This window comes from Rhizobacter koreensis, assembly GCF_013366375.1.
GTDB classification, from domain to species: domain Bacteria; phylum Pseudomonadota; class Gammaproteobacteria; order Burkholderiales; family Burkholderiaceae_C; genus Schlegelella_A; species Schlegelella_A koreensis.
Genome location: NZ_JABWMJ010000002.1, coordinates 235,862 through 262,736 on the forward strand (window position 1 = coordinate 235,862; position 26,875 = coordinate 262,736).

A 26,875-nucleotide genomic window follows, 5' to 3' on the forward strand; every position below is an offset into this window, starting at 1 on the left:
AGCCGCATGGGCACCCGAGCGCGTCGCGATGCCGAGTCGCCGCGCGAAGACCCGCGCGCCCATGGAATACTCGTCGCCGAGCCGGGGCGTTCCGGCGCGGAGGTGATTGCAATGGGCACGATCTGGGACGGTCCGCTCGACATGCCGAGCCTCGAGGGCAAGGTGTCGGCCGAGGAGTGGCAGACGCGCGTCGACCTCGCCGCCGCCTACCGGCTGGTCGCGCTCTTCCACTGGGACGACCTCGTCTTCACGCACATCACCGCCCGGGTGCCGGGCACCGAGCATTACCTGATCAATCCGTACGGGCTGATGTTCGAGGAAATCACGGCCTCGAGCCTGGTCAAGATCGACCTCGCCGGCAACGTGTTGCAGGAGACGCGTTTTCCGATCAACCCGGCGGGCTTCACGATCCACAGCGCGGTCCACGCGGCGCGCCACGACGTCCAGTGCGTGATGCACACCCATACGCTGAACGGCGTGGCGGTGTCGGCGCAGAAAGCGGGTGTGCTGCCGATCTCGCAGCAGTCGATCTTCGTGCTCGCGAGCCTCGGCTACCACGACTACGAAGGCGTCGCGCTGCGCGACGACGAGAAGCCGCGCCTCGTCGCGAGCCTCGGCAGCAGGACCTTCCTGATGCTGCGTAACCACGGCCTGCTGACCGTCGGCCGCACGGTCGCCGACGCGTTCCAGGCGATGTACACGTTCGAGGCGACGTGCGCGATCCAGGTTCGCGCGCAGGCGGGCGGCAGCCTCGCCGACGGGCGCCTCACGGAGGTCTCCGGCTCCATCATCGCGACCGCCGGCGAGCAGGCGCGCCAGGTGTCCAAGGGCGGCCTCGGCCAGCTGATCTGGCCCGGGCTACTGCGCCGCCTCGACCGGGTCGATCCCGGCTTCCGCCGCTGAGCCAGGGCTGGCGCTCGCCGTCGAGCGCCTGAGCGCCCGGCGAGCGCCATCGGCGCGGTCCGCGACGCGCACCGTTCACCTTCCTCCAAAGTCCTCACCCATGAAGCTCGACAACAAGATCTGCATCGTCACCGGCGCTGCCAGCGGGATCGGCCGCGAGATCGCGGCTCGCTACGCGCGTGAAGGCGGCCGCGTCGCCATCGCCGATCTCAACCTCGCGGCCGCCCAGGCCACCGCCGACGACCTGCGGCGCGAGGGCCTGCAGGCGATGGCGGTGGCGATGGACGTCACCGACGAGGCGGCGGTCGAGCGCGGCGTCGCCGATGTCGTCGCCGCCTGGGGCGGCGTCGACGTGCTCGTCAGCAATGCCGGCGTGCAGATCGTCCATCCGCTCGAGGAATTCCCGTACGCCGAGTGGAAGAAGATGCTCGCGATCCACCTCGACGGCGCGTTCCTGACCACCAAGGCGTGCCTGCCCCACATGTACCGCGCCGGCGGCGGCAGCGTGATCTACATGGGGTCGGTGCACTCCAAGCTCGCCTCGGTGCTGAAGGCGCCGTACGTGACCGCCAAGCACGGCCTGATCGGCCTGGCCAAGGTGATCGCCAAGGAGGGCGCGGCGCACGGCGTGCGCGCCAACGTGATCTGCCCGGGCTTCGTGCGCACGCCCCTGGTCGACAAGCAGATCCCCGAGCAGGCCGAGAAGCTCGGCATCAGCGAGGACGACGTCATCAAGAAGGTGATGCTCAAGGACACCGTCGACGGCGAGTTCACGACCACCGCCGACGTCGCCGAGGTCGCGCTGCTGTTCGCCACCTTCCCGTCGAACGCGCTCACCGGCCAGTCGCTGGTGGTGAGCCACGGCTGGTACATGCAGTAGCAGGTTCGCCTACGCGAGGTCGGCTCCGCAGCCGACAACGCGTAGCGCCGTTGCTCGGCGGTCGCCGCGGACGTCCGCGCGTAACGTCGCGGGTGGCGCCGCCTGTGGTCGCCGCGCCGCCGTGGCGCGCCTCTCTGCTTCTTCATGGGCATCCTGCTGCTCGTCGTGCTCGTGGTGCTGCTCGTCGCAACGCTGCCGACCTGGCGTCACAGCCGCAGCTGGGGCTTCGTGCCGAGCAGCACCCTAGGCGTCGCGCTCGTCGTGGTGGTGGTGCTGCTGGTGCTGGGGATCATCTGAGCCCGCGCGCCATGGCCCCGCCGCGCACAGTGGCTGACCCGATCTCCCTGCACTCGACAGCACGCGCCGCGCTACGATGCCGGCCCGCGCCGCGGCGCATGCATCCACGATGGACAGCCTCGACCTTCAGGTACTGACGCAGGCCCGGCGTTGGCGCGAGGACGGCCACGCCGTCTGGCTGGTCACCGTCATCGAGACCTGGGGCTCCGCGCCGCGCCCGCCGGGCGCCTTGCTCGCGATGCGCGACGACGGCCTGGTCGCCGGCTCGGTGTCGGGCGGCTGCGTCGAGGACGACCTCATCGAGCGGGTGCGCGGCGGCGAGCGCGTCGCGCGGCCGAGCCTCGTCGTGTACGGCGTCACCAAGGAGGAGGCGGCGCGTTTCGGCCTGCCCTGCGGCGGCAACCTGCGTCTGCTCCAGGAACCGCTCGACGCCACCGACTGGCTGGACGAGATCCTCGCGCGCACCGCCCGCCATGAGCTCGTCGCCCGGGTGCTCGACCTTGCCTCCGGCACCGTCCGGATCGAGCCGGCGCACCGCGGCGATGCGTTCAGTTTCGACGGTCGCGAACTGCGCGCCCTGTTCGGGCCGCGCTGGCGCATGCTGATCGTCGGCGCAGGGCAGCTCTCGCGCGCGCTCGCCCAGATGGCGCTGATGCTCGACTTCGACGTGATCTGCTGCGACCCGCGCGAGGAATACCACCTCACCTGGAACGTCCCCGGCACGACCTTCAGCACCGAGATGCCCGACGACCTGGCGCTCGCCCTGCAGCTCGACCCGCACAGTGCGGTGGTGGCGCTCACCCACGATCCCAAGCTCGACGACCTGGTGCTGCTCGAGGCGCTGAAGTCGCCGGCGTTCTACGTCGGCGCGCTCGGCTCGCGCGGCAACACCGTCAAGCGCAAGGAACGCCTGGCGCTGTTCGACCTCAGCGCGGCCGAGATCGATCGCCTGCACGGCCCGATCGGCCTCGACATCGGCAGCCGCACGCCGGGCGAGATCGCAGTGTCGATCCTGGCCGAGGTGGTCGCGGTGAGGAACGGCGTCGCGCTCAGGCAGAAGAAGCCCACGCTCGCGGCCGCGGCGTCGCTGCCGTGAGGCAGCGCCGGTGCAGGCGCCGCGATCTGCCCGCGCGGCGGAACGGCGGCGCGTGATCCACTGGCTGCGCGACGCGCGCGACCCGTTGCCGGCGACGCGCCGCGCCCTCCCCTCGGATTCGGACGCGCCCGGCCTGCTCGCCGCCGGCGGCGAGCTCACACCCGAGCGCCTGACCGAGGCCTACTCGCACGGCATCTTCCCGTGGTACAGCCCGGGTCAGCCGATCCTCTGGTGGTCGCCCGACCCTCGGATGGTGCTGCTGACAGCCGAGTTCAAGATCTCGCGCTCGTTGCGCAAGACGCTGCGCCGCTTCGCTGCGAATCCGGCCTGCGAGGTCCGCATCGACCACGCGTTCGACCGCGTGATCGATGCGTGCGCGAGCGTGCCGCGCGACGGCGTGCGCGGTACCTGGATCGTCCCCGAGATGCTCGCCGCCTACCGTGCCTGGCACCGGCTCGGCCGTGTCCACAGCGTCGAGACCTGGATCGACGGCGAACTTGCCGGCGGGCTCTACGGCGTTTCGCTCGGCCGCATGTTCTTCGGCGAATCGATGTTCGCGCTGCGTGCCGACGCCTCGAAGATCGCGCTCGCGGCGCTGGTGTGCTTTTGCCGCGAGCACGGCGTCGACACCATCGATTGCCAGCAGCACACGCGCCATCTCGCTTCGCTCGGCGCCCGCGAGCTGTCGCGAACGACCTTCGAAGAACGTCTGCAACGCGCGACGGCGCTGCCGCGCATCGAGGATTGGTCCTATGATTTGTCGCTGTGGCGCCATGTCGGGATCGACAGCAGCGCCGAGACGTTGGATGCTGGCTAAGTGACGCACCCGAAAGAACTACCGCTCGCCTCGCTGCAGTTCTACGCCACCGCGCCGTACCCCTGCAGCTACATCGAGGGCCGCATGGCGCGCTCCCAGGTTGCGACGCCCAGCCACCTGATCCACGCCGACGCCTACTCGGGGCTGGTCGCGAACGGGTTCCGGCGCAGCGGCATGTTCACCTATCGCCCGTACTGCGACGGCTGCCGCGCGTGCCTGCCCTTGCGCGTCCCCGTCGACCGCTTCAAGCCCACGCGCAGCCAGCGCCGCGCCAAGGCCCGGCACGAGTCGCTGCAGGCGCGCGTGCTGCGCCTGTGCTTCGTGCCCGAGCACTACCAGCTCTACCTCCGTTACCAGGCGGGCCGCCACATCGGCGGCGGCATGGACCACGACTCGATCGACCAGTACACGCAGTTCCTGCTGCAGAGCCGGGTCAACTCGCGCCTCGTGGAGTTCCGCGAGCCCGCACCCGACGGCAACGGAACGCTCAAGATGGTCTCGATCCTCGACATCCTGAACGATGGCCTGTCGGCGGTCTACACGTTCTTCGAGCCCGAACCGCGCACCAGCTACGGCACCTACAACGTGATGTGGCAGATCGAGCAGACCCGCCTGCTCGGCCTGCCGCACGTCTACCTCGGCTACTGGATCGCCGGCAGCGAGAAGATGGCCTACAAGGCGCAGTTCGCACCGCACGAGGTGCTGGTCAACGGCGAGTGGCAGGAAGGCCCGGTCGAGCCGGCGCTGGCCGGCTGCGCCGTCGAGCGACGCGGCGCGGCGTGAGGCCGCTCGGCGCCAGCGAAGCGGCGTGAGCCGCACTCGCCAGCGCGAACGGTGACGGTCTGCGCCGGTTGAGCGCCGCCTGGTGGCGCTTCGGAGCTTCCTCTTCAGATCCCCAGGCGCTCGACCACCGCGTCGGCGATCGCAAGACACGCCGTGAGCCCCGGCGACTCGATCCCGAACAGGTTCACGAGCCCGGCGACGCCGTGCTCGCCCGGTCCCTGCAGCATGAAGTCGCGCGCCGGCTGCCCTGGCCCGCTGAGCTTGGGCCGCACGCCGCTGTACGACGGCTGCAGCGCGCCGTCGGGCAAATCGGGCCAGAACGCGCGGATCGCGCGGTAGAACGGGGCGGCTCGCGCCGGATCGACCGCATAGTCGAGCGCCGCGGGGTCGCCGGTCAGCCACTCGACGTCGGGCCCGAAACGGGCTTGGCCGGCGAGATCGAGCGTCAGGTGCACGCCGAGCCCGCCAGGCTCCGGGATCGGGTAGACCAGGCGACCGAACGGCGCGCGCCCGGCGAGCCCGAAGTAGTTGCCCTTGGCAAGGAAGAGGCGCGGGATCGACGCCGAGCGCGGCTCGATGCGCGTCGCCAGTTCGGTCGCGCCGAGCCCCGCCGCGTTCACGAAGACGCGCGTGGCGAGTTCGAAACCCTGTGCGCCGCCGGTCCGCACGACGAAGCCGTCGGCGCTGCGCGCGACGGCCTCGACCGGCGTCTGCAGCGCAAGCGAACCGCCGGCGCGCTCGAGGTCACCGAGCAGCGCCAGCATCAGCGCGTGCGAGTCGACGATGCCCGTGACGGGCGAGTGCAGCGCAGCCACGGCGTGCAGCGCCGGTTCGAGGCGCGCGAGGCCGGCGGCATCGACCCACGCGAGCCCTTCGACGCCGTTGGCGGCCGCACGCGCGGCGATCTCGCGTAACGCGCCGACCTGCTCCGGCAGCGTGGCGACGACGAGCTTGCCGCAGCGCGCGTGACCCACGCCGCCCGCCTCGCAGTAGGCGTAGAGCTGCTCACGGCCGGCGACGCAAAGACGCGTCTTCAGCCAGTCGGGAGGGTTGTAGAGGCCGGCGTGGATGACCTCGCTGTTGCGGGAACTGACACCGCTGCCGATGAGCGCTTCACGCTCGACGACGATGGTTTCGAGGCCGCGCTCGGCAAGCGCCCGGGCGATCGCAAGGCCGACGACTCCAGCCCCGGCAACCAGGGCATCGACACGATCCATCGGCTCCAGCGTGCGTGATGTGGTGGGCGGTGAGGGTTTCGAACCCCCGACCCCGACAGTGTGAATGTCGTGCTCTACCCCTGAGCTAACCGCCCCCGAGCAGCGCCGGAAGGAGGCGGATTGTGCCACAGCGATCCGGCGGGTCCGCCGGGCCGGGGCCCCGCGAACTCAACGGCCGGGCGATGTGTCGTCGATCGCGCCGGCCCGGGTGCCGCTGGTCAGGACTTTCGGCAGTCGGTCGGGGAGCACAGCGACGAGCGGCGAAAATCCCCGGATGTTCGAGCGCTTCCGCAAGAAGACCCCCGCCTCTCCGGTGCCGCCGCCGGCGCGCCTGCCGTCACGCCTGGACAGCCTCGCCGACGGCGACTATCAGCTGATGGTCGAGTCCGCCAGCGACTACGCCATCATGCTGCTCGACCCGAGCGGGGTCGTGCTGAGCTGGAACGACGGCGCGCGCCGGATGAAGGGGTTCGAGCTCGAGGAGGTGATCGGGCAGCACGTGTCAATGTTCTATCCGTCCGAACTGCTCGAGCGTGACGCGCCGGCGATCGAGCTCGCCACCGCGGCACGCGAAGGGCGCTTCGCCGACGAGGGCTGGCGCGTTCGCAAGGACGGCTCGCGCTTCTGGGCCAACGTCGTCATCACGCGGCTGCTGCTGCCGAACGGCCAGCTGCGAGGCTTCTCGAAGATCACGCGCGACATCAGCGAGCGGCGGCGTCAGGACGAGCTGCTGCGCCTGAGCGAGGAGCGCTTCCGGCTCCTCGTCGAAGGCGTCAAGGACTACGCGATCTTCATGCTCGACCCGGCCGGCTACATCGTCAGCTGGAACACCGGTGCGCAGCAGACCAAGGGCTACGAGGCGTCCGAGATCATCGGTCAGCACTTCTCGGTGTTCTATCCGCCCGAGGTCGCGGCACGCGGCTGGCCGCAGGAGGAGCTCGAGATCGCGGTGCGCGAGGGCCGCATGGAGGATGAAGGCTGGCGCGTGCGCAAGGATGGCAGCCGCTTCTGGGCCAGCGTCGTCATCACCAAGCTGGTCGACGCCAACGGACGCCACCGCGGCTTCGGCAAGGTGACGCGCGACCTCACCGAGCGGCGCCGCGTCGCCGCGCTCGAGGACGAAGGCCGGCGCATCACGACCTTTCTCGCGATGCTCGGCCACGAGCTGCGCAACCCGCTGGCACCGATCTCGAACGGCCTGGCGCTGCTCGAACGCAACCGTGCGACCAGCGACGCCCTGCGTCCGACGCTCCAGATGATGGGTCGCCAGCTCACCCAGCTGACGCGCCTCGTGGACGATCTGCTCGACGTCGGCCGCATCACGAGCGGCAAGATCCACCTCGAAAGCGAGCCGGTTCAGCTGCGCGAAGTGGTCGTGCAGGGGCTCGAGTCGGTGCAGCCGCTCGTCGCGGCCAGGCAGCACGCGATCGAGGTCGATGTCGGCAGCGCCGACCCGTGGGTCCTCGGCGATCGCGCACGTCTCGTGCAGGTGCTCAGCAACCTGCTCCACAACGCCGCCAAGTTCACGCCGTCCGGCGGACGCATCCAGATCCGCCTCGCGCAGCACGGCGACCGCGCCGAGCTCAGCGTGCGCGACAACGGTCCCGGCATCGCCGAGAGCCATCTCGCCAAGGTCTTCGAATTGTTCGGCCAGGGCGACCAGGACATCGCCCGCCCGCACGGCGGCCTGGGCCTCGGCCTTTCGCTGGTGCGCCGCATCGTCGTGCTGCACGGCGGCGAGGTGAGCCTGTTCAGCCGCGGAATCCCGGGCGAAGGCGCCGAGTTCGTGGTGCGCTTGCCGACCATCCAGGCACCGCTACCCGACACCGCACGCACGGACGAGCCCGACGACGCCCAGCGCGTGCTGGTCGTCGACGACAACCTCGACGCGGCCGCGTCGATGTCGGCCCTCGTCGAGGTGCTCGGCTATCCGACGCTCACGGTCCACGACGGTCCGAGCGCGGTCGAGGCGATCAAGACAAACCGGCTGGGGGTCGTGATCCTCGATATCGGCCTGCCCGGCTTCAGCGGCATCGAGGTCGTGCGCCGCGTGCGCGTCGAGATGGCGCACGCGCCGACGTTCATCGCGGTTTCGGGCTACGCCGAACAAAGCGGCTTCGAAACGCCGCTCGAGTCGGTGTTCCATGCCCACATGACCAAGCCGGTCGACATCGAGCGGCTCGCCGATCTGCTCAAGTCGCTGCTCGGCGTTCCTCGCCTGACCTTGGCGAGCTGACGCTCGGGTCGGCGCGCGTGCGTGCGGCCCTGGCCGCGCTTTACTCGGCGCCGACGCACAGCCTCCCCTGATTCGCCACCGGCTCAATGCGCCGCTGCGCGCCGGCCCTGCGCGCCGGCTGCCGTTCAGCCAGAAACCGCTTCGGACAAACCCGAGGATGCGCGCGGCGCCGAGCGTCGTGACCGGAGAATTTTTTCCGCTGCAGCCGGCAACACGGCTGCACGCCGCGACGGCCGCGGCGTCGCCTGCCGGCCGTTCACCTCAAGAAAAACCTGCGCCGCTCCCGGCGCTTCGAGCGGAGGAACCATGCTTCAGTGCTCGCTGCTCAGCCTTGCCACCGCCGCCGCCCTCGTCGCCGGCGCCGCCTCGTCCGCACACGCCGCGGTGCTGCTGAGCGACACGTTCGACAACGAGAACGGCGGCCTCGCCCGCGCCGAATACAGCGGCTTCGCGAACTGGAGCGCGGCCAACATCGACCTGCTCGGGCCCGGCTACTTCGGCACTCTGTGCCAGGCCGCCGGCAACAACAGCCTGTGCCTCGACATGGAAGGCAGCGGCAACGGGTCGCTCACCACCAAGGCGGCGTACGACCTCGGTCCGGGCAGCGTGACGATCCAGTTCGACCTCGCCGGCGACCAGCGCGGGCGCGGCAACAACAGCGTGCTGGTCAGCCTCACCAGCATCTTCGGCGCGGTGCTGTTCAGCGAATCGTTCAGCCTCGGTGCCGACGCCGACTTCACGACGTTCATGCGCACCGTCAACGTGGCGGGGCCGGTCAGCGCGCGCCTCGGCTTTCTCAGCACCGGGCCGGCCGATTCGATGGGACTGCTGCTCGACAACGTGGTGCTCGGCACCGGCTCGATCACTCCCGTGCCGTCGCCGGTGCCGGAACCTGCGACCGGGCTCCTGCTCGGCACTGGCCTCGTCGGCATGGCACTCGGGCGCCGGCGCCGCGACGCCTGAACCGCGCGGGCGCGTCAGGCCGCCATGCGCGGCCAGACCGTGCGCCCGCCGCTCGCCTTGTCGAGGTCGGCGAGCCAGGCGGCATGCGCGAGCGCCTCGTCGGCGTCGGCTTCGATCACGACGATCTCGAAGCTGCGCAGGTCGATCAGCGGCACCGCGAGCTCGCCGTCGACGCCCTCCTCGGTGTCGATGACGAGCGCCTCCTGGCCGCGCGTCATTCGGATGTACACCTCGGCCAGCAGCCCCGCGTCGAGCAGCGCGCCGTGCAGGGTGCGATTGGCGTTGTTGACCTCGAAGCGCTTGCAGAGCGCGTCGAGCGAGTTCGACTTGCCGGGGAACATGTCGCGCGCCAGCAGCAGGCTGTCGGTGACCTGCGCGACCACGTCGGTGAAGAGCGGGCGCCCGATGCGCTTCAACTCCTCGTTGAGGAAGCCGACGTCGAACGCCGCGTTGTGGATGATGATCTCGGCGCCACGCACGTAGTCGAGCAACTCGTCGACGATCGCCCGGAACACCGGCTTGGTCGCCAGGAACTCGTCCGTGAGACCGTGGATCTTCAGCGCGTCCTCGGTGTTGCGACGCTGCGGGTTGACGTAGAGGTGCAGGTTGTTGCCGGTGAGGCGGCGGTTCACGAGCTCGACGCAGCCGATCTCGATGATGCGGTCGCCCGACTCGGGGCTGAGGCCGGTGGTCTCGGTGTCGAGGAAGATCTGGCGCATGACCTCAGGCCGGCTGGGCGGTCGGCGCCGCCGCGGCGCGGCGCCGCGCCCACAGCCAGAGCGCGATCCCGGCGAGGATCATCGGCACGCACAGCCACTGCCCGCGGCTGAGGCCGAGCGGCTGCGGCTCGAGGAAGCTGTCCGGCTGGCGGAAGTACTCGGCGACGAAGCGCAGCACGCCATAGCCGAACAGGAACGCGCCCGATACCTGCCCCATCGCGCGCGGCTTTCGCGCGTAGAGCCAGAGCAGCACGAAGAGCAGCATGCCCTCGAGCGCAAACTGGTAGAGCTGCGACGGGTGGCGCGGCACCGACGGCTCGCCAGCCTGCGGGAACACCATCGCCCAGGGCAGCGACGGGTCGGCCGGGCGGCCCCACAGCTCGCCGTTGATGAAGTTGCCGATGCGGCCGGCGGCGAAGCCGGTCGGCACGCACGGCGCGACGAGGTCCGACACCTCGAGGAAGTGGCGCTTGCGCGAGCGCGCGAAGAGCGCCATTGCGACCAGCACCCCCAGGAGGCCGCCATGGAACGCCATGCCGCCCTTCCACACCGCGAACACTTCGAGCGGGTGCTGCAGGTAGTAGCCGGCCTTGTAGAACAGCACGTAGCCGAGGCGCCCGCCAATTACCGTCCCCACCACGCCGTAGAACAGCAGGTCCTCGACGTCGCGCCGGGTCCAGCCGGTGGCGGCGAACTGCGGCTGCCGGATGCGGCGGTTCGCGAGATAGAGAAACAGGCCGAAACCGACGAGGTACGTGATGCCGTACCAGTGGATCGCGAGCGGCACGCCGATCGGCGAAAGGTCGAGCGCGACCGGGTTGAACTGCGGATGGACCAGCATCGCCGGATGATAAGGTGCGCGTTTTCGTGTGAACCCAGCCCCACCATGACCGCCAATCGCCGCTCCCGCCACATCACCGAAGGTGTCGCCCGCGCCCCCAACCGCTCGATGTACTACGCCCTCGGCTACGAGGAAGGCGACTTCGGCAAACCCATGATCGGCGTCGCGAACGGCCACTCGACGATCACGCCGTGCAACTCGGGGCTGCAGAAGCTGGCCGACGCCGCCGTGCAGGGGATCGAGGAAGCCGGCGGCAACGCGCAGATCTTCGGCGTGCCGACCATCAGCGACGGCATGGCGATGGGCACCGAAGGCATGAAGTACAGCCTGGTGTCGCGCGAGGTCATCGCCGACTGCATCGAGACCTGCGTCGGCGGCCAGTGGATGGACGGCGTGCTCGTCGTCGGCGGCTGCGACAAGAACATGCCGGGCGGCATGATGGGGATGCTGCGCGCCAACGTGCCGGCGATCTATGTCTACGGCGGCACCATCCTGCCGGGGCGCTATCAGGGCCAGGACCTCAACATCGTCAGCGTGTTCGAGGCGGTCGGCCAGTTCACCGCCGGCAACATGACGAAAACCGACTTCGACGAGATCGAGCGGCGCGCGATCCCCGGCAGCGGCTCGTGCGGCGGCATGTACACCGCCAACACCATGAGCTCGGCGTTCGAGGCGCTCGGCATGAGCCTGCCCTACTCGTCGACCATGGCCAACGTGCACGACGAGATCGTGCAGAACGCCAAGAACGCGGCGCGGGTGCTGGTCGAGGCCGTCAAGCGCGACCTCAAGCCGCGCGACATCGTGACGCGGCGCTCGATCGGGAACGCGGTCGCCGTGATCATGGCGACCGGCGGTTCGACCAACGCCGTGCTGCACTTCCTCGCGATCGCGCACGCCGCCGGGGTCGAGTGGACGATCGACGACTTCGAGCGCGTCCGCCAGCGCGTCCCGGTGCTCTGCGACCTCAAGCCCTCGGGGCGCTTCCTCGCGGTCGACCTGCACGCCGCCGGCGGCATCCCGCAGGTGATAAAGATCCTGCTGAATGCGGGCCTCATCGACGGCGACTGCCTCACGATCACCGGCAAGACGGTCGCCGAGAACCTCGCCGACGTGCCCGACCAGCCGCGCGCGGACCAGCAGGTGATCCGCTCGATCGACCAGCCGATGTACGAGCACGGGCACCTCGCGATCCTCAAGGGCAACCTCTCGACCGAAGGCGCGGTCGCCAAGATCACCGGCCTCAAGAACCCGGCGATCACCGGTCCGGCGCGCGTGTTCGATGACGAGCAGTCGGCGCTCGCCGCGATCATGGATCGCAAGATCGTCGCCGGCGACGTGATGGTGCTGCGCTACCTCGGCCCCAAGGGCGCACCCGGCATGCCGGAGATGCTCGCGCCGACCGGCGCGCTGATCGGCCAGGGGCTCGGCGAATCGGTCGGCCTCATCACCGACGGCCGCTTCTCGGGCGGCACCTGGGGCATGGTGGTCGGCCACGTCGCGCCGGAGGCGTATGCCGGCGGGACGATCGCACTGGTGCAGGAAGGCGACTCGATCACCATCGACGCCAACACCCTCACGCTGCAGCTCAACGTAGACGACGCCGAGATCGAGCGCCGACGTGCCACCTGGACGCCGCCGCCGCCGCGCTACACGCGCGGCGTGCTGGCCAAGTTCGCCCGCAACGCGTCGAGCGCGAGCACCGGCGCGGTGCTCGACGCGGACCGCTGATCGACGTTGCGCCGGCGGCTCAAGCCTGCCGGCGCGATGACGACGCCCTCAGGGACGCGCCTTCTTCGAATCGCGGGTCGAGCGCGTGTCGAGGCCGAGCGATGCCAGGTTCTCGCGCCGCCGCTTGGCCTTGCGCTCCTCGTCGCGCTTCATCTCGCGGCGCTTGTTGAGGCCCGACGCGTCGGAGAACCACCACCAGAGCACCGCGAGCGCGAACGGGACGCAGAACTTCCAGAGGTCGCCGGTGAGATTCCACGTCCACGCCCCGAACGGACCGACGCCCGCCAGGTTGAGGACGATCAGCAGGACTCCGACGGCGACGAACAGCATGGGCGGTCTCCTCGCTCGGGCGCCGGCCGCGCGACGCGGGTCGGCCCGTGCCGCCCCGGGCGCCAGGGCTTGCCGATGGTAGCGGCTGAGCTCCGACGCGAACGCCAACGATTTGGCGGAATGGCGCGCGGCGGCATCGGCGAGCCGGCGCGATGAGCGAGCGCGCGCGCGGGCCCGCCACCCGGAACCAGCATCCTTCGAAGGCATCGGGCGCGCCGCGTGCGCCGGCGAAGAAGAAGCCAGCCAGCGCCGGGCCGACGCTGCAGATCCCCGCCGGCAAGGACGTCCGCATCGACGTCCAGGGCCGCACTCTCCGTCTGACCAACCTCGACAAGCCGTTCTGGCCCGAGCTCGGCGTCACCAAGCGGGACCTGCTGCAGTACTACGCCGACGTCGCTCCGGCGCTGCTGCCGCACCTGGCCGACCGCGCGATGGTCATGAAGCGCTACCCGGACGGCGCCGCCGGCGAACCGTTCTTCATGAAGCGGGCACCCTCGCCGCGCCCCGAGTGGATCGAAACCTGCTCGATCGCGCACGCTTCGGGCAACGTGATCGACTTCCCGATGGTGCAGGACCTCGCGTCACTGCTCTGGGTGGTCAACCTCGGCTGTATCGATCTCAATCCCTGGTACGCGCGCTGCGACGACGTCGACCGGCCCGACTACCTGCACTTCGATCTCGACCCGGTGCCGGAGGCGACGTACGCGGCGGTGGTCGAGACGGCGCAGCTCGTGCGCACCGCCTTGGTCGGGCTCGGCATGCAGCCGATCGTCAAGACCACCGGCTCGCGCGGCCTGCACGTCTACGTGCCGATCGTGCACGGGCCGACGCAGAAGGACGTCTGGCGCTTCGCCAAGCAGTTCGCGGTCGGCATGGCGGCGCTTCGCCCCGACGTCGTGACCGCCGAGTACCGCATCGCCAAGCGCCCGGCCGGCCGGGTGCTCGTCGACTACAACCAGAACGCGTGGGGCCGCACGCTCGCGTCGGCTTACTCGCCGCGCCCGCGGCCGCGCGCGACCGTGTCGGCGCCGATCACCTGGGCCGAGCTCGACGCCGGCGCGCAGATCGACGACTTCGACATCGCGAACATGCCCGCGCGCATCGCCGCGGTCGGCGACCTGTGGGCGCCCTTGCTGGACCCGGTACAGCGATTCGACTTCCGACGTCTGCTCGGCGCGAGCGGCTGACCGCCTGCGCACACGGTCGCCGCAGCCCTCGGCGACATGTCCGGATCCGGCGAGTCGCGCACGGGACACTGCCGATAATTCGGGCCATGACGCTCGACGACGACTCGGCCTACCGCGCGCTGCTGGCGCGCGACGCGCGTTTCGACGGGCACTGGTTCGTCGGCGTCACCTCGACCGGCGTCTACTGCCGGCCGATCTGCCGGGTGCGCACGCCGCTGCGGCGCAACTGCCGCTTCTTCGACAGCGCGGCGCAGGCCGAGGCGGCGGCGTTCCGGCCGTGCCTGAAATGCCGCCCGGAACTCGCCCCGGGGCATCGACCGGCCTGGAGCGTGATGGACGCCTCGCAGACGCTGGCGCGGCAGGCCGCCGACACGCTCGACGCCGCCGATCCGGACGACGGTGCGCCGTCGATGGCGGCGCTCGCCGCGCGCCTTGGCGTGAGCGACCGCCACCTGCGCCGGATCTTCGCGGCCGAGCATGGCGTGACACCGCTGCAGTACCTGCAGACGCGGCGCCTGCTGCTCGCCAAGCAGCTGCTCACCGACACGGCCCTGCCGGTTGCCGACGTGGCACTGGCCAGCGGCTTCAACAGCCTGCGTCGCTTCAACGCCGCGTTCGCCGAGCGCTATCGCATGCAACCCACGCGACTGCGGCACAGCGCCGCCGCACCGTCCGAGGCGCCGACGGCCGGCGTGACGATCCGCCTCGCGTACCGGCCCCCCTATGACGTCGCCGGCGTGCTCGGCTTCGTCGCCGCGCGCGCCATTGCCGGCGTCGAGACGGTGACCGGCCGCACGATCCGGCGCACGCTGCGCGCCGGCGCGGTCGATGCGGCGCCCGGCTGGATCGAGGTCGCGTTCGCCGCCGATGCCGGCGCGCTGCGCGTGACGTTCGCGCCGACCCTGCGTCCGGCGCGCGTCGCCGCGATGGTGCGCCGCTGGCTCGACCTCGACGCCGCACCGGCGATCATCGACGCCGCGCTCGACGGGCTGGGCGGCGCGTCTGGGACGCGCCTGCCGGGCTGCCCCGATCCATTCGAGCTCGCCGTGCGCGCCGTGCTCGGCCAGCAGGTCAGGGTCGCTGCCGCGCGCACGCTGGCGCGGCGGCTCGTCGAGCGCTTCGGCAGCGATCTGGCGACGCCGTGGCCCGGCGTCGTCCGCGCATTTCCGGCGCCGGCCAGCGTCGCCGCGGCTGGCCGCGACGGCGTCGCATCGCTCGGCGTGATCGGAACGCGCGCAGCGACCATCGTGGACCTGGCGCGCCGCTGGGCCGAGATCGAGCCACTGTTCGCGCCCTCGGCGCGACCCGAGCCGCTGCTCACCGCCTTGCGCGAGACGTCCGGCGTCGGCGCCTGGACCGCGAACTACATCGCGATGCGCGGGCTCGGCTGGACCGACGCATTCCCACCGGGCGACGTCGCCGCGCTGAAGGCGCTGCGCGCGCGCTTCGGCGATGCGCCGCCGCGCGTGCTCGAAGCACACGCCGATGTGTGGCGCCCATGGCGCGCCTACGCGCTGATGCGCCTCTGGAACCCTGGGGAGGAGACCCGATGAGCTTCGCGATCGATTTCGTCCGTGGCGGCTGCAGCGCGCAGGCCCGCCATGCGTCGCCGCTCGGCAGCATCCTGCTCGCCCGCACGCCGCGAGGGCTTGCCGGCGCCTGGTTCGAAGGCCAGAAGCACCACCCGCCGACGTTCGACGCGCCGACGAACCCCGACGACCCGTTGCTGCGTACGGCGATCCAGCAACTGGCCGAGTACTTTGCCGGCTCGCGCTCGAGGTTCGACGTCGCGCTCGATGCCGCCGGCACTCCGTTCCAGCGCGCGGTCTGGGCGGTGCTCGCCGACGTCGAGCCAGGGCGGACGTGCAGTTACGCCGAGGTCGCGCGCCGCGTCGGCCGTCCTTCCGCGGTGCGCGCGGTCGCTGCCGCGATCGGCCGCAACCCGCTCTCGATCATCGTGCCCTGTCATCGAGTGGTCGGAAGCGACGGCGCGCTCACCGGCTACGCCGGCGGCATCGACCGCAAGACCGCGCTGCTCGCGCTCGAGCGGCAGCGGTTTGGAGAGGACGGCGGGCGCGCGTCGTGACCCTGCCGGGCACCGCACCCAAGGGCTGCCCGGGTGAGCGCGGTGCGGACGCCGCAGCACGTCGGTGTGGGCCGGGGACCGTCCTCCGCGCTTGAGTGCTCGCCGAGGCGAGGCGTCGCTGGCACCAGCCGCCCGACGCCTGGCGCGCTATCGGCCCGCCTAGAAACCCTGCCGCAGCAGGTACCAGCGCCACTTCGGGATGCGATGGAACCCGAGCGTGCCGGGCATCCCCGCGACCGGGGTTCCCTGCGCCATCTCGAGCGTGATGGAGCGGCTCGCGTCGGCGCTCGGTTCGCAGCGCCAGTTGCGTCCGTCCTGGATCACGCAATTCGAGAGCTTGCCCGAGGGTTCGCTGCCGCCGACGATCCAGAACACGACTTCGCCGTGCGGCTTGAGCGCCCGGAAGCGGTAGCGCGGTGCGGCGGCGAGCTTGCCGGTGCAGCGCTCGCCAGCCCATTCGCCGCCGATGCAGCGCACGGTAAAGATGGTGCGCTCGTCCTGCATGGTCAGGAAATCCGACGCCCACGCGGCGAGCACGAGACCCGCCAGCACGACCCCTACGCCCAGCCAGACCCGCTTCAAGCGCTGCCTCCCCGACCGGCGGCGTTGGCGCCGGCGCGGCGATTGTGCCCGTGCGCCAGCCTCATAGAGCAGGGTTGACGTCAGCGGCAAATGGCGCGACAAAGGCGGTCCGCCGTGCGCGTGGCTGGGCGCCCGTCCTCCTGCCATGGATCCGAACATACCGTTACTGCTTCACGAACGCGCGTCGGCCCGCCCAGCGGTGTTCTACGGCGTCATCTGGAGCCGATACATTTGCGGTCCCCGCCGTGTGGCGCCACGTTCGGCCGGCCCGGCTGTGTGGAGGCCCGCAACGGTCTGCTCCTGCGGGGACGCGACATGTCAATGATCCGTGTCTTCAATCATTACCTGAGACGACAGACGCTGCTGCAGGTCCTGCTCGACCTGGGGCTCATCGCGCTGTCGGTCATCGGCATCCACCTGCTGCATCCGCAAGACCCCACGCTGCTGGTGCCCTCCGCGGCCGCGCATGGTCTGCTGCTCTCGGCGTGCCTGCTCGTCGTCAACACGGCCTCGGGCCTCTACCAGCCGACGCGTCGTCGCTCGCTCAACCACTCGGTTGCCCGCGCGTCGTTGACGCTCATCCTCATGCTCGCGGCGACCTACCTGATCTTCGGGCTCGCGCAGGGGAACTTCGATGCGCTGAGCAGCGCCGAATGGGTCGCGATGCTGTGCGTCGCCGGCATCGTCGCGCATCGCGTCTATGCCGCGCACGCCGATGTGCCGTCGCGACCGCCGGCACGCGTGCTGATCTTCGGCTCGGGCGAAGCCGCGCAGATGGTCGGCCAGACGCTGCGCGAGTGCGATCCGCAGGCGCGCGTCGTCGGCTACTTCCCCGGCCCCAACGAAACCGGCAGCGTGATCCCCGAAGCCGAGTTGCTGCGAGGGCGCGGTTCGCTGCGCGAGTGTGCGGTCGAGCTCGGCGTCGACGAGATCGTGGTCGCGCTCGCCGAACGGCGCGGCGGCAGCATGCCGCTGCGCGAACTGCTCGACTGCAAGGTCGGCGGCATCCGCGTGACCGATCTGGCGGGCTATTTCGAGAAGATGCTCTGCCAGATCCGCATCGACCACGTGCGCGCCGGCTGGCTGATCTTCGGCGACGGCTTCCAGCAGGGCACCTACCGGAGCATGGTCAAGCGCGCCTTCGACGTGCTGTGCGCCGGCATCCTGCTCATCGTTTCGCTGCCGATGATGGTGCTCACCGCGGTCGCGATCAAGCTCGAGAGCCGCGGCCCGGTGTTCTATCGCCAGGAGCGCGTCGGGCTCAACGGCAGCACGTTCCGCGTGCTCAAGTTCCGCAGCATGCGCGTCGACGCCGAGACCGACGGCAAGCCGCGGTGGGCCGCCGCGCAGGACTCCCGCGTCACCCGCGTCGGGGCGATCATCCGGCGCTTCCGCATCGACGAGATCCCGCAGCTGCTCAACGTCTTCGAAGGCGACATGAGCATGGTCGGGCCACGCCCGGAACGGCCCTTCTTCGTCGAGCAGCTCACCGAGCAGATTCCGTATTACGCGCTGCGCCACAGCGTCAAGCCCGGCGTCACCGGCTGGGCACAGGTGCGTTATCAGTACGGCTCGACCGTCGCCGATTCGCTCGAAAAGCTCCAGTACGACCTCTACTACGTCAAGAACCACACGCTGTTTCTCGACATGGTGATCCTGTTCGAGACCGTGGGCGTCGTGCTGTCCGGCAAAGGCGCTCGTTGACCCGTCCGGCGGCGGCGCGCTCGGCGCGCGGATCGTTCGCGCGAATGGCTGGACCATGAAGCCCATCGCCCTCGACGTGGCCACCTGGAGCGCGCTGCTCGCCGCTCTGGCGTACTCCGCGTTCGGCCTGCGCCTGCTGTGGACCTACGGCCGGCGCAGCCTCGAGTCGACGCCCTCGGTGCTGTTCGGCGTCGCCCTTTTCGCGACCGCCCTCTGGGCCTGGCTGAGCGTCGGCGCAAGCCTCGTCGCGGGCGGCTCGCGGTTCCTGGTGCCGCTCGCCGACGCGCTGCGCTACGCGGCCTGGTTCGCGTTCCTGCTGAGCCTGCTCAAGCCGGTCATCGCGCAGCGCCGCCAGCAGCCCATCGCCAAGCTGCTGCCCGTCGCGATCGGCCTCGTCGCGCTGCGCCTCGCCGCGCTCGCCGCCGAGCAGTGGTCTCTGAACGGCTCGCAGTGGGCGCGCATCGCGCTGTTCACCACGCTCGCTCTGCCGGTGGTCGGCCTCCTGCTGGTCGAGCAGTTGTTCCGCAACACCGCCGACGACTCGCGCTGGAACGCGAAGCCGCTCTGCCTCGCGCTCGGCATCGTCTTCTCGTTCGACATCTACGTGTACTCGCAGGCAGTGCTGTTCGGGCGCGCCGACGACGACGCCGTCTCTATCCGCGGCGCGATCCACGCGTGCGCGGTGCCGCTGTTGTTCGTCGCCTCCAAGCGGCGCGCCGACTGGATCGCGCGGCTGCAGATCTCGCGCGCCGCCGCGTTCCACTCGACCGCGCTGGTGATCGCCGGCATCTACCTGCTGATGGTCGCGGCTATGGGCTACTACATCCGCTTCTTCGGCGGCCAGTGGGGCTCGGCTCTGCAGCTCGCCGCCCTCTTCGTCGCGCTCGCGCTGCTGCTGGTGCTGGCGTTCTCGGGAACGATGCGCTCGCGCCTGCGCGTCTTCGTGCGCAAGCACTTCTTCAGCTATCGCTACGACTATCGCGAGGAGTGGCTGCGCCTGACCGCCATGCTGTCCGCCAAGAGCACGCCCGCAGAAATGGGCAGCCTCGTGATCCGCGGCCTTGCCGACATGGTCGAGAGCCCCGGCGGTGCGCTCTGGACCCAGGCACCCGACCAGCCCGAGTTCGTGCAGACGGCGCGCTGGAACGTGCCCGCTCTCAAGGAGCGCGAACTGACCGACTCGCCGTTCGCCACCTTCCTGCGCAGCACCGGGTGGATCGTCGACCTTGAAGGCTGCCGGAGGCACCCCGAGCGCTACTCAGGGCTCGAGCCGCCGGTCTGGCTCACGCCGGCACAGCCGTTCTGGCTGGTGATCCCGCTGAGCGTCGCCGACGAGCTCATCGGCTTCGTCGCGCTCGCACGGCCGCGGACGCCCGTCGACCTGAACTGGGAAGTCACCGACCTCCTGAAGACCGCCAGCCGCCAGGCAGCCGGCTTCCTGGCCCAGATGCGCACCACGGAGGCGCTGCTCGAGACGCGCAAGTTCGACGCGTTCAACCGGATGTCGGCGTTCGTCGTCCACGATCTCAAGAACATCGTGACGCAGCTGAGCCTCATGATGGCCAACGCCAAGCGCCTGCACGACAACCCGGAGTTCCAGCAGGACATGCTGGCGACCGTCGAGAACTCGCTCGAGAAGATGCGCCAGCTGATGCTTCAGCTGCGCGAGGGCGAGGCCCCACCCGGCGGTCAGAGCGGAGTCGACCTGGCGCGCATCCTCGCGCGCATCGGTGCGGTCGCCGCGGCACGCGGCCGAACGGTCGAGCTCGAGGTGCTCGATCCGGTGATCACGCGCGGCCACGAGGAGCGCATCGAACGGGTGCTCGGGCACGTGGTGCAGAATGCGCTAGACGCGACCGGGGCCGCCGACCGCGTCTGGGTCAAGCTGAGTCGGCGCAGCGGCCAGGCACACGTCGAAGTCGGCGACACCGGGGCGGGCATGTCGCAGGAGTACGTGCAGACCCGGCTCTTCAAGCCGTTCCAGACCACCAAGCCGACGGGCATGGGGATCGGCGCGTACGAGAGTTTCCAGTATGTGCGCGAGCTCGGCGGCAGCATCAGCGTCGACAGCGAGCTCGGGCGCGGCACCGTGATGACGATCGTGCTGCCCTTGTTCGAATCGCGCCAGCCCTCGGCGCTTGAAATGGCGGGCGCCAAATGAATTCCGAGAAATCGCCACCGCTGCTGATCGTCGAGGACGATCTGGCGCTGCAGAAGCAGATCAAGTGGTCGCTCGACCGCTACGAGTCGGTGACCGCGAGCGACCGCGAAAGCGCGCTCGCACAGTACCGCCGCCACGCGCCGGTGGTGGTGACGATGGATCTCGGGCTCCCGCCCGATCCCGATTCGGTGTCGGAAGGCTTCAAGCTGCTCGAGCAGCTGCTCGAGCTCGACCCTGACGTCAAGGTGATCGTGCTGACCGGGCAGAACGACCAGGCCAACGCGCTGCGCGCGGTCGCGCTCGGCGCCTACGACTTCTTCGCCAAGCCGTTCGACCCCGAGCTGCTCGGTCTGACCATTGCGCGCGCGTACCGCGTGTGGGAGCTGCAGGCCGAGAACCGGCGCCTGCAGACCCTGCATCAGCCCGACGCGCTCGGCGGGCTGATGACGCGCGACCCCGAAATGCTGCGCATCTGTCGCACCATCGAGAAGATCGCGTCGAGCTCGGTGACCGCGCTGCTGCTCGGCGAGAGCGGCACCGGCAAGGAGGTGCTCGCCCAGGGTTTGCACCAGGCGTCCAGGCGCAGCGGCAAGTTCGTCGCGATCAACTGCGCGGCGATCCCCGAGAACCTGCTCGAGAGCGAGTTGTTCGGCTACGAGAAGGGCGCGTTCACCGGCGCTGCCAAGACGACGCCGGGCAAGATCGAGACGGCGCACGGCGGCACGCTGATGCTCGACGAGATCGGCGACCTGCCGTACCCGCTGCAGTCGAAACTGCTGCGCTTCCTGCAGGAGCGCAAGATCGAACGCGTCGGCGGGCGCCAGGAGATCCCCGTCGACGTGCGCGTGGTGTGTGCGACGCACCAGGACCTGAAGGGCCTCATCAAGGAGCAGCGCTTTCGCGAGGACCTTTACTACCGGGTCGCCGAGATCGTCGTCCACGTGCCGCCGCTCGCCGCACGCAAGGGCGACGCGCTGCTGCTCGCGCACGCCTTTCTGCGTCGCTTCGCCGAGGAGCACCGGCGCGGCACGCTGCGCTTCAGCGAGGACGCCCTGCGTGCGATCGAGCAGCACAGCTGGCCCGGCAACGTGCGCGAGCTGCTCAATGCCGTCAAGCGCGCCGCCATCATGGCCGAGGGCACTCGGGTCGAACGCGAGGATCTCGATTTGCCCGCGTCGCCGGCCAGCGACGACGCACCCGACACCACGCTCGACCTGCGCGCCGCCCGCGAAAAGGCCGAGCGCGATGTGGTTATTGCGGCACTGGCACGCGCCGACGGCAACATCGTGCGCGCCGCCGAATTGCTGGGCGTCAGCCGACCGACGCTCTACGACCTGATGCATCGTCTGGCGATCAAGCCCTGAGGCCCTCGTTTCGTTTCCTTCCTGAAAGCTGAACCCGTGAAACACAACCTGCGTGGCCTGAGCATGGCCGTGATCGTCGCTGCCGCCGTGGCCGCGTGCGGCGGCGAGGAGAAACCCGATGCGCTGCTCGCATCGGCCAAGACCTACCTGGAGAAGAAGGAGAGCAAGGCCGCGGTGATCCAGCTGAAGACCGCGCTGCAGCAGCAACCGGACTTCGCCGAAGCACGTCTCCTGCTCGGTCAGACGCTGCTCGATACCGGTGATGCGGTCGGCGCCGAGGTCGAGCTGCGCAAGGCGCGCGACCTCAAGGTGTCGGACGACAGGGTGGTGCCGCTGCTCGCGCGCTCGCTGCTGCTCCAGAACAAGGGGCAGCGCGTGCTCGACGAGCTCGGGTCGGTCGAGCTGCGCGAGCCGGCCGCCTCGGCCGAGCTCAACACCGCCATCGCGACCGCTTACGAGATGAAGGGCGACACGACGAAGGCGACCGCCGCGCTCGATGCCGCGCTCAAGGACAACCCCGACTTCAGCTCGGCGCTCCTCATGCGGGCACGGAACAAGGCGGCGCAGCGCGATTTCGACGCCGCGTTCCAGCTTGTGGATCACGCGATCGCGAAGAACCCGAAGGACTACCAGGCGCTGCAGTTCAAGGGCGACCTGCTCTACGTGCTCAAGCACGACGCCGACGGCGCGCTCGCGCTGCATCGCAAGTCGCTCGCCGAACGCGAGGACTGGGTCCCGGCGCACGCCAGCATCCTCGAGATCATGTTTGCGCGGCGCGACATGGAGGGCGCACAGGCGCAGCTGGCTGCGCTGCAGAAACTGCTGCCGAATCATCCGCAGACGCGCTACTACCAGGCTCGCGTGGCTTTCCTGAAGGAGGACTACAAGCGCGCCAAGGAACTGGTGCAGCCGCTGGTCGGGGCCGCGCCGAACAACTTCAACGTGCTGATGCTCGCCGCGGCCATCGAGATGCAGACCGGCTCGCTCGCGCAGGCCGAGACGTACGCCACCGGCGCGATGCAGCGCTCGCCGAGCGCCGGTCCGGCGCGTCTGCTGCTCGCCCGCATCCTGCTGCGCTCGGGCCAAGTCGCGCGCGTCGAGCAGGTGCTCGCGCCGCTGCTCGAAGAGCCGAGCGTCGGCAGCGATGCGCTCCAGCTCGCCGGCCAAGCCGCGCTGCAGAGCGGCGACATCAAGGGCGCCGAGAGCTACTTCGCGCGCGCCAGCAAGGCGAACCCCGACGACGCGGCGAGCCGCACCGCGGTCGCGCTGACCCAGTTCTCGAGGGGCAACGCCGATGCCGGGTTCGATCAGCTCGAGCAGATCGCCGCGGCCGACAAGGGAACCATCGCCGACATGGCGATCATCAGCGCTCGGCTGCGCCAGCGTGACTACGCGGGCGCCATGAAGGCGATCGACGGGTTGGAGCGCAAGCAGCCGGGCAAGCCGCTGCCGCCGCACCTGCGCGGCCAGGTGCAGGTGAGCCAGAACAACATTCCGGCCGCGCGCAAGAGTTTCGAGCAGGCGCTGGCCGCCGATCCGACGTTCTTCCCGGCGGTCGCCAGCCTCGCCGCGCTCGACCTGCGCGACAAGAAGCCGGACGAGGCCCGCAAGCGGTTCGAGGAACTTCGCAAGAGAGACCCGAAGAACGTCAACGTCCTGCTCGCATTGGCGGAGATCCGCTCGCAGGGTGGTGCCAGCAAGGAGGAGCTCGCCGGGCTGCTCGCCGACGCGATCAAGGCGCACCCGACAAGCGTCACCCCGCGCACGCTGCTGGTCCAGCTGCACATGCGAGCCAAGGACAACAAGCAGGCGTTGACGGTCGCTCAGGAAGGCGTTGCCGCCCTGCCCGACAGCCCCGAGATGCTCGACGCGCTCGGCCGCGCGCAGGTCGCCGCCGGCGAAGCGCGCCAGGCGGTCACCACCTTCAACAAACTGACCTCGCTGCAGCGAGGCTCACCCGAGCCGTACATGCGGCTTGCCGACACCCATGTGCTGCTCAAGGACAACGCGGCAGCGCGCGAGAGCCTCGCGCGCGCCCTCGAGGTTGCGCCGCGTCACCTGCCTGCGCAGCGTGGCCTGATCCTGCTCGATCTCGCCGAGAAGAAGCCCGAGCAGGCGATGGCACGTGCGCGCGCGATCCAGAACGAGCGTCAGGGCCAGCCGGTGGGCTACCTGCTCGCCGGCGACATCCAGGCCTCGCAGCGCGACTGGACTGCGGCCGCGGCGTCGTACCGCGCCGCGCTCAAGCAGGGGCCGACGACCGAAGGCGCGACGAAGCTTTATGACAGCCTGGTCGCGGGTCAGAAGCGCCCGGAAGCCGAGAGCTTCGCCAGCAGCTGGGTCAAGGAGCACCCGACCGACTGGGCCTTCCGCGGCCAGATCGCCGAGCGCGCCCTGACGCGTTCGGAATTCCCGATCGCCGAGGCCCACTACACGGCGATCGTCAACGCGCAGCCCAACAACGCGATCGCGTTGAACAACCTCGCCTGGATCACCAACCGGATGAAGAAGCCCGGCGCCGCCGCGCTCGCCGAACGCGCGCTCGCCCTGCAACCCGACCAGCCGTCGTTCAACGACACGCTCGCGACCATCCTCGCCGACGCCGGCGACTACAAGAAGGCGCTCGAATACGAGAAGAAGGCGCTCGCGGGGAGCCCGCAGAACTCGTCGTTCAAGCTGAACCTTGCCAAGCTCTACATGAAGGTCGGGGACAAGGCGCAGGCCAAGACGCACCTCGACGATCTCGCGCGCCTCGGGGACCGCTTCCCGGCGCAGCAGGAAGTCAACGAGCTCGCGAAGGCGCTCTGACCGACAGGGCGACTCTGGCCGGGGCAGCGATGCCTCGGCTTGCTTGCTTGCGGACGAGCCTGGAAGCGTGAGAACGGCGGCATGGCGGGTGCACGAGGCTCGAGTGCACCTGCCCACGCTGCCGCTTCTGCTGTCACACGGCAGCAGCGAGGCGCGCTGGCGGTGAGCGCCATCGTGATCTGCGCCTCCGCGAGCGCATCCTCTGAATCCGCTACCCGGCCAGCAGCGCCGCCCCGCCGCGGCGAAGGGTCAGACCTTGTAGTAGCTCCGGTACCAGTCGACGAAACGCTGCACGCCGACCTCGACCGGGGTGGCCGGCACGGCATCGACCCAGTCGCGCAGGGCCTGCACGTCGGCGAAGGTCGCCGGCACGTCGCCGGGCTGCATCGGCAGCAGCCGCTTCTCCGCGCTGCGTCCGAGCGCGCGCTCGATGCAGCCGATGAAGTCCAGGAGGGCCACCGACTGGTGGTTGCCGATGTTGAAGATGCGGAACGGCGCGTCGCTCGTTGCCGGGTCCGGCGTCTCTGCACGGTAGCCGGGCTCCGGCTCGGCGATGCGGTCGAGCACGCGCACCACTCCGGCCACGATGTCGTCGACATAGGTGAAGTCGCGCTGCATCCGTCCTTCGTTGAAGACGTCGATCGGCCGGCCTTCGAGGATCGCCTTCGTGAACAGGAAGAGCGCCATGTCCGGTCGCCCCCACGGGCCGTAGACGGTGAAGAAGCGCAGGCCCGTCGTCGGCAGGCGGTACAAGTGGCTGTACGTGTGCGCCATCAGCTCGTTGGCCTTCTTCGTCGCGGCGTAGAGGCTCACCGGATGATCGACACTGTCGTGCTCGGAGAACGGCATCTTCGTGTTGCCGCCGTACACGCTCGAACTCGACGCGTAGACGAGGTGCTCGACGCCGTGGTGGCGGCAGCCTTCGAGCACGTTCATGAAGCCCACGATGTTGCTGTCGATGTAGGCGTGCGGGTTCTGCAGCGAGTAGCGAACGCCGGCCTGTGCGGCCAGGTGGATCACGCGCTCGGGCCGCTCCTCGCGGAACACCTGCTCCATGAGGCCGCGATCGGCGACATCGGCGTGCACGAAGCGGAACTCGGGGTAAGCCGTCAGCCGCGCGAGGCGGTCGCGCTTGAGCTGGACGTCGTAGTAGTCGTTGAGGTCATCGATGCCGACCACCTGGTCGCCGCGCTCGAGCAGGCGCAACGACGTGGTCATGCCGATGAAACCGGCGGCGCCGGTGAGAAGAATCTTCATTCAGGAAAAAGGTTGCCGGCGAAGGGCCGTCAGCCTACCACCGGCGCGGTGCCAGGTGCCGCGAGCTAGCTCGACGCGCGGGGCGCGTCGCCGGCCGACTTCAGGCGGCCGACGATGCCGGCTTCCTCGGCGATCGAGAACGCGTACGGATAGAGCGAGCGTTCGGTCGACGACAGCTGCGGATTGCCCCCGAAGCGTCCGATCTGCTTCTCGGTGTGGCGGAAGTCGAGGCTGAGCAGGACCGCCGGCGCATTGACGCGCGGGTTCATGCGCTCGGGGCCGAGCACCTTGAAGCCGAGGATGCGCTCGTAGTACTTGACGTGGCGCGGGTTGACCTCGATCAACAGGCTGTCGAAGCCCTTGACTCGGTACGCGTAGATGTACGCGACATGGAAGAGCGAAGCCAGCACCCGCTTGGAGCCGGGGACGTTGTCCATCGCCAGCTGCGTGAACTCGCAGATACGGCAGCCGGCCCGGCGCAGCGCATCGACCTCGGCACCGAACAGCTGCTCGACCAGCAGCCCGGAAGCACCATCGAAGCCGATGCTCATCGTGCCGATGGTCGCGGCGTGGTCGCTCGCGACGAGAGTGATGCGATCGAGGCTCTGCTCTTCCGGCAGCGGCTTCGTGGAGTAGCCGCGCCAGGCGTAACGCCGATTGATCAGAATGTTGGCCGAGCTGCGCCGGCCAGCCGTGTCGGCAGCGCGGATCTTGAAAAGGCGCTGCTCGATCTCGTCCTCGGCCGGCGCCAGTTCCGCCGGCACGGTCAGCATCGAACGCAGCGGCGCCGCCTCGAACGACGCGCCGATGATCGTGTTATCGCTCACGGGCAAGCCGCTTCCTCCGCCACTCGCTGGTCGCCGAAAAATGGTTCATGGCGGTTCATCGGACAACAGCGCCCGAGCTGAACCCGGCG

The 26,875-nt window shown here is 69.9% G+C and carries 23 protein-coding genes and 1 tRNA gene; 16 read left to right on the top strand and 8 right to left on the bottom strand.

Annotated features, from left to right (window positions below; all coding sequences use genetic code 11):
• Nucleotides 1-141: 141 nt before the first annotated feature.
• The 6 genes from HQN59_RS04945 to HQN59_RS04970 all read left to right on the top strand — a co-directional run bounded on the left by HQN59_RS04945 (nucleotide 142) and on the right by HQN59_RS04970 (nucleotide 4,776).
• Complete coding sequence (locus HQN59_RS04945) at nucleotides 142-903, top strand: class II aldolase/adducin family protein (protein ID WP_217703901.1); 762 nt, start codon at nucleotides 142-144, stop codon at nucleotides 901-903.
• A gap of 100 nt (nucleotides 904-1,003) precedes the next feature.
• The gene (locus HQN59_RS04950; protein WP_176066702.1) at nucleotides 1,004-1,783 is read left to right on the top strand and encodes a 3-hydroxybutyrate dehydrogenase; all 780 of its coding nucleotides are present in this window, start codon (nucleotides 1,004-1,006) and stop codon (nucleotides 1,781-1,783) included.
• 144 nt (nucleotides 1,784-1,927) lie between these two features.
• Entirely contained in the window at nucleotides 1,928-2,080 is a 153-nt protein-coding gene (locus HQN59_RS04955; protein ID WP_176066704.1) for a DUF3309 family protein, read from the top strand.
• A gap of 109 nt (nucleotides 2,081-2,189) precedes the next feature.
• The gene (locus HQN59_RS04960) at nucleotides 2,190-3,176 is read left to right on the top strand and encodes an XdhC family protein (protein WP_176066706.1); all 987 of its coding nucleotides are present in this window, start codon (nucleotides 2,190-2,192) and stop codon (nucleotides 3,174-3,176) included.
• A gap of 52 nt (nucleotides 3,177-3,228) precedes the next feature.
• Nucleotides 3,229-3,993: a leucyl/phenylalanyl-tRNA--protein transferase gene (aat, locus tag HQN59_RS04965; RefSeq protein WP_176066708.1), complete on the top strand. Its 765-nt coding sequence runs from the start codon at nucleotides 3,229-3,231 to the stop codon at nucleotides 3,991-3,993.
• Nucleotides 3,994-4,776, top strand: a complete 783-nt coding sequence (locus HQN59_RS04970; protein ID WP_176066710.1) for an arginyltransferase — start codon at nucleotides 3,994-3,996, stop codon at nucleotides 4,774-4,776.
• 104 nt (nucleotides 4,777-4,880) lie between these two features.
• On the opposite strand, the gene HQN59_RS04975 is transcribed toward HQN59_RS04970, so the two are convergent.
• The gene (locus HQN59_RS04975) at nucleotides 4,881-5,993 is read right to left on the bottom strand and encodes an NAD(P)/FAD-dependent oxidoreductase (protein WP_176066712.1); all 1,113 of its coding nucleotides are present in this window, start codon (nucleotides 5,991-5,993) and stop codon (nucleotides 4,881-4,883) included.
• Nucleotides 5,994-6,013: 20 nt separating this feature from the next.
• Nucleotides 6,014-6,088: transfer RNA gene (locus HQN59_RS04980), tRNA-Val, on the bottom strand.
• Between the two features lie 179 nt (nucleotides 6,089-6,267).
• On the opposite strand from HQN59_RS04980, the gene HQN59_RS04985 reads away from it, so the two are divergent.
• Nucleotides 6,268-8,229, top strand: coding sequence for a PAS domain-containing hybrid sensor histidine kinase/response regulator (locus tag HQN59_RS04985; protein ID WP_217703848.1), 1,962 nt, complete (start codon nucleotides 6,268-6,270; stop codon nucleotides 8,227-8,229).
• A gap of 306 nt (nucleotides 8,230-8,535) precedes the next feature.
• A complete protein-coding gene (locus HQN59_RS04990; RefSeq protein WP_176066714.1) occupies nucleotides 8,536-9,192 on the top strand; it encodes a PEP-CTERM sorting domain-containing protein in 657 nt (218 codons plus the stop codon).
• Between the two features lie 14 nt (nucleotides 9,193-9,206).
• Here HQN59_RS04990 and dnaQ read toward each other — a convergent pair whose 3' ends face one another.
• Both dnaQ and lgt read right to left on the bottom strand, forming a co-directional pair.
• On the bottom strand, nucleotides 9,207-9,911 hold the full coding sequence (dnaQ, locus tag HQN59_RS04995; protein ID WP_176066716.1) for a DNA polymerase III subunit epsilon: 705 nt from the start codon (nucleotides 9,909-9,911) through the stop codon (nucleotides 9,207-9,209).
• Between the two features lie 4 nt (nucleotides 9,912-9,915).
• A complete protein-coding gene (gene lgt / locus HQN59_RS05000) occupies nucleotides 9,916-10,752 on the bottom strand; it encodes a prolipoprotein diacylglyceryl transferase (RefSeq protein WP_176066718.1) in 837 nt (278 codons plus the stop codon).
• A 45-nt stretch (nucleotides 10,753-10,797) separates the two neighbouring features.
• Between lgt and ilvD the strand changes: the two genes are divergently transcribed.
• Nucleotides 10,798-12,480, top strand: a complete 1,683-nt coding sequence (gene ilvD / locus HQN59_RS05005; protein WP_176066720.1) for a dihydroxy-acid dehydratase — start codon at nucleotides 10,798-10,800, stop codon at nucleotides 12,478-12,480.
• Between the two features lie 48 nt (nucleotides 12,481-12,528).
• Here the strand turns inward: ilvD and HQN59_RS05010 are convergent, their stop codons facing one another.
• Nucleotides 12,529-12,810: a TIGR04438 family Trp-rich protein gene (locus tag HQN59_RS05010; protein ID WP_176066722.1), complete on the bottom strand. Its 282-nt coding sequence runs from the start codon at nucleotides 12,808-12,810 to the stop codon at nucleotides 12,529-12,531.
• 152 nt (nucleotides 12,811-12,962) lie between these two features.
• Between HQN59_RS05010 and ligD the strand changes: the two genes are divergently transcribed.
• From ligD to HQN59_RS05025, 3 genes are all read left to right on the top strand, one after another.
• A complete protein-coding gene (gene ligD / locus HQN59_RS05015) occupies nucleotides 12,963-13,997 on the top strand; it encodes a non-homologous end-joining DNA ligase (RefSeq protein ID WP_176066724.1) in 1,035 nt (344 codons plus the stop codon).
• An 86-nt stretch (nucleotides 13,998-14,083) separates the two neighbouring features.
• Nucleotides 14,084-15,550 carry an Ada metal-binding domain-containing protein gene (locus tag HQN59_RS05020; RefSeq protein WP_176066726.1) on the top strand — a complete coding sequence of 489 codons (1,467 nt, stop codon included), beginning with the start codon at nucleotides 14,084-14,086 and terminating at the stop codon, nucleotides 15,548-15,550.
• A complete protein-coding gene (locus tag HQN59_RS05025) occupies nucleotides 15,547-16,083 on the top strand; it encodes a methylated-DNA--[protein]-cysteine S-methyltransferase (RefSeq protein ID WP_176066728.1) in 537 nt (178 codons plus the stop codon). The genes HQN59_RS05020 and HQN59_RS05025 overlap by 4 nt, the downstream gene beginning before the upstream one ends.
• Nucleotides 16,084-16,242: 159 nt before the next feature.
• Here HQN59_RS05025 and HQN59_RS05030 read toward each other — a convergent pair whose 3' ends face one another.
• The gene (locus tag HQN59_RS05030; protein WP_176066730.1) at nucleotides 16,243-16,665 is read right to left on the bottom strand and encodes a hypothetical protein; all 423 of its coding nucleotides are present in this window, start codon (nucleotides 16,663-16,665) and stop codon (nucleotides 16,243-16,245) included.
• A gap of 315 nt (nucleotides 16,666-16,980) precedes the next feature.
• Between HQN59_RS05030 and HQN59_RS05035 the strand changes: the two genes are divergently transcribed.
• From HQN59_RS05035 to prsT, 4 genes are read left to right on the top strand one after another with little or no spacing between them, the layout of a single operon-like run.
• Nucleotides 16,981-18,369, top strand: a complete 1,389-nt coding sequence (locus HQN59_RS05035; protein WP_246294701.1) for a TIGR03013 family XrtA/PEP-CTERM system glycosyltransferase — start codon at nucleotides 16,981-16,983, stop codon at nucleotides 18,367-18,369.
• Nucleotides 18,370-18,424: 55 nt separating this feature from the next.
• Entirely contained in the window at nucleotides 18,425-20,530 is a 2,106-nt protein-coding gene (gene prsK / locus HQN59_RS05040; protein WP_176066732.1) for an XrtA/PEP-CTERM system histidine kinase PrsK, read from the top strand.
• Nucleotides 20,527-21,894 carry a PEP-CTERM-box response regulator transcription factor gene (gene prsR / locus HQN59_RS05045; protein ID WP_176066734.1) on the top strand — a complete coding sequence of 456 codons (1,368 nt, stop codon included), beginning with the start codon at nucleotides 20,527-20,529 and terminating at the stop codon, nucleotides 21,892-21,894. Before prsK ends, prsR begins: the two co-directional genes overlap by 4 nt.
• Nucleotides 21,895-21,930: 36 nt before the next feature.
• On the top strand, nucleotides 21,931-24,702 hold the full coding sequence (gene prsT / locus HQN59_RS05050; RefSeq protein ID WP_176066736.1) for an XrtA/PEP-CTERM system TPR-repeat protein PrsT: 2,772 nt from the start codon (nucleotides 21,931-21,933) through the stop codon (nucleotides 24,700-24,702).
• Between the two features lie 249 nt (nucleotides 24,703-24,951).
• Here prsT and HQN59_RS05055 read toward each other — a convergent pair whose 3' ends face one another.
• Both HQN59_RS05055 and HQN59_RS05060 read right to left on the bottom strand, forming a co-directional pair.
• Complete coding sequence (locus tag HQN59_RS05055; protein WP_176066738.1) at nucleotides 24,952-25,959, bottom strand: NAD-dependent epimerase; 1,008 nt, start codon at nucleotides 25,957-25,959, stop codon at nucleotides 24,952-24,954.
• 65 nt (nucleotides 25,960-26,024) lie between these two features.
• The gene (locus HQN59_RS05060; protein WP_176066739.1) at nucleotides 26,025-26,786 is read right to left on the bottom strand and encodes an N-acyl amino acid synthase FeeM domain-containing protein; all 762 of its coding nucleotides are present in this window, start codon (nucleotides 26,784-26,786) and stop codon (nucleotides 26,025-26,027) included.
• Nucleotides 26,787-26,875 lie beyond the last annotated feature (89 nt).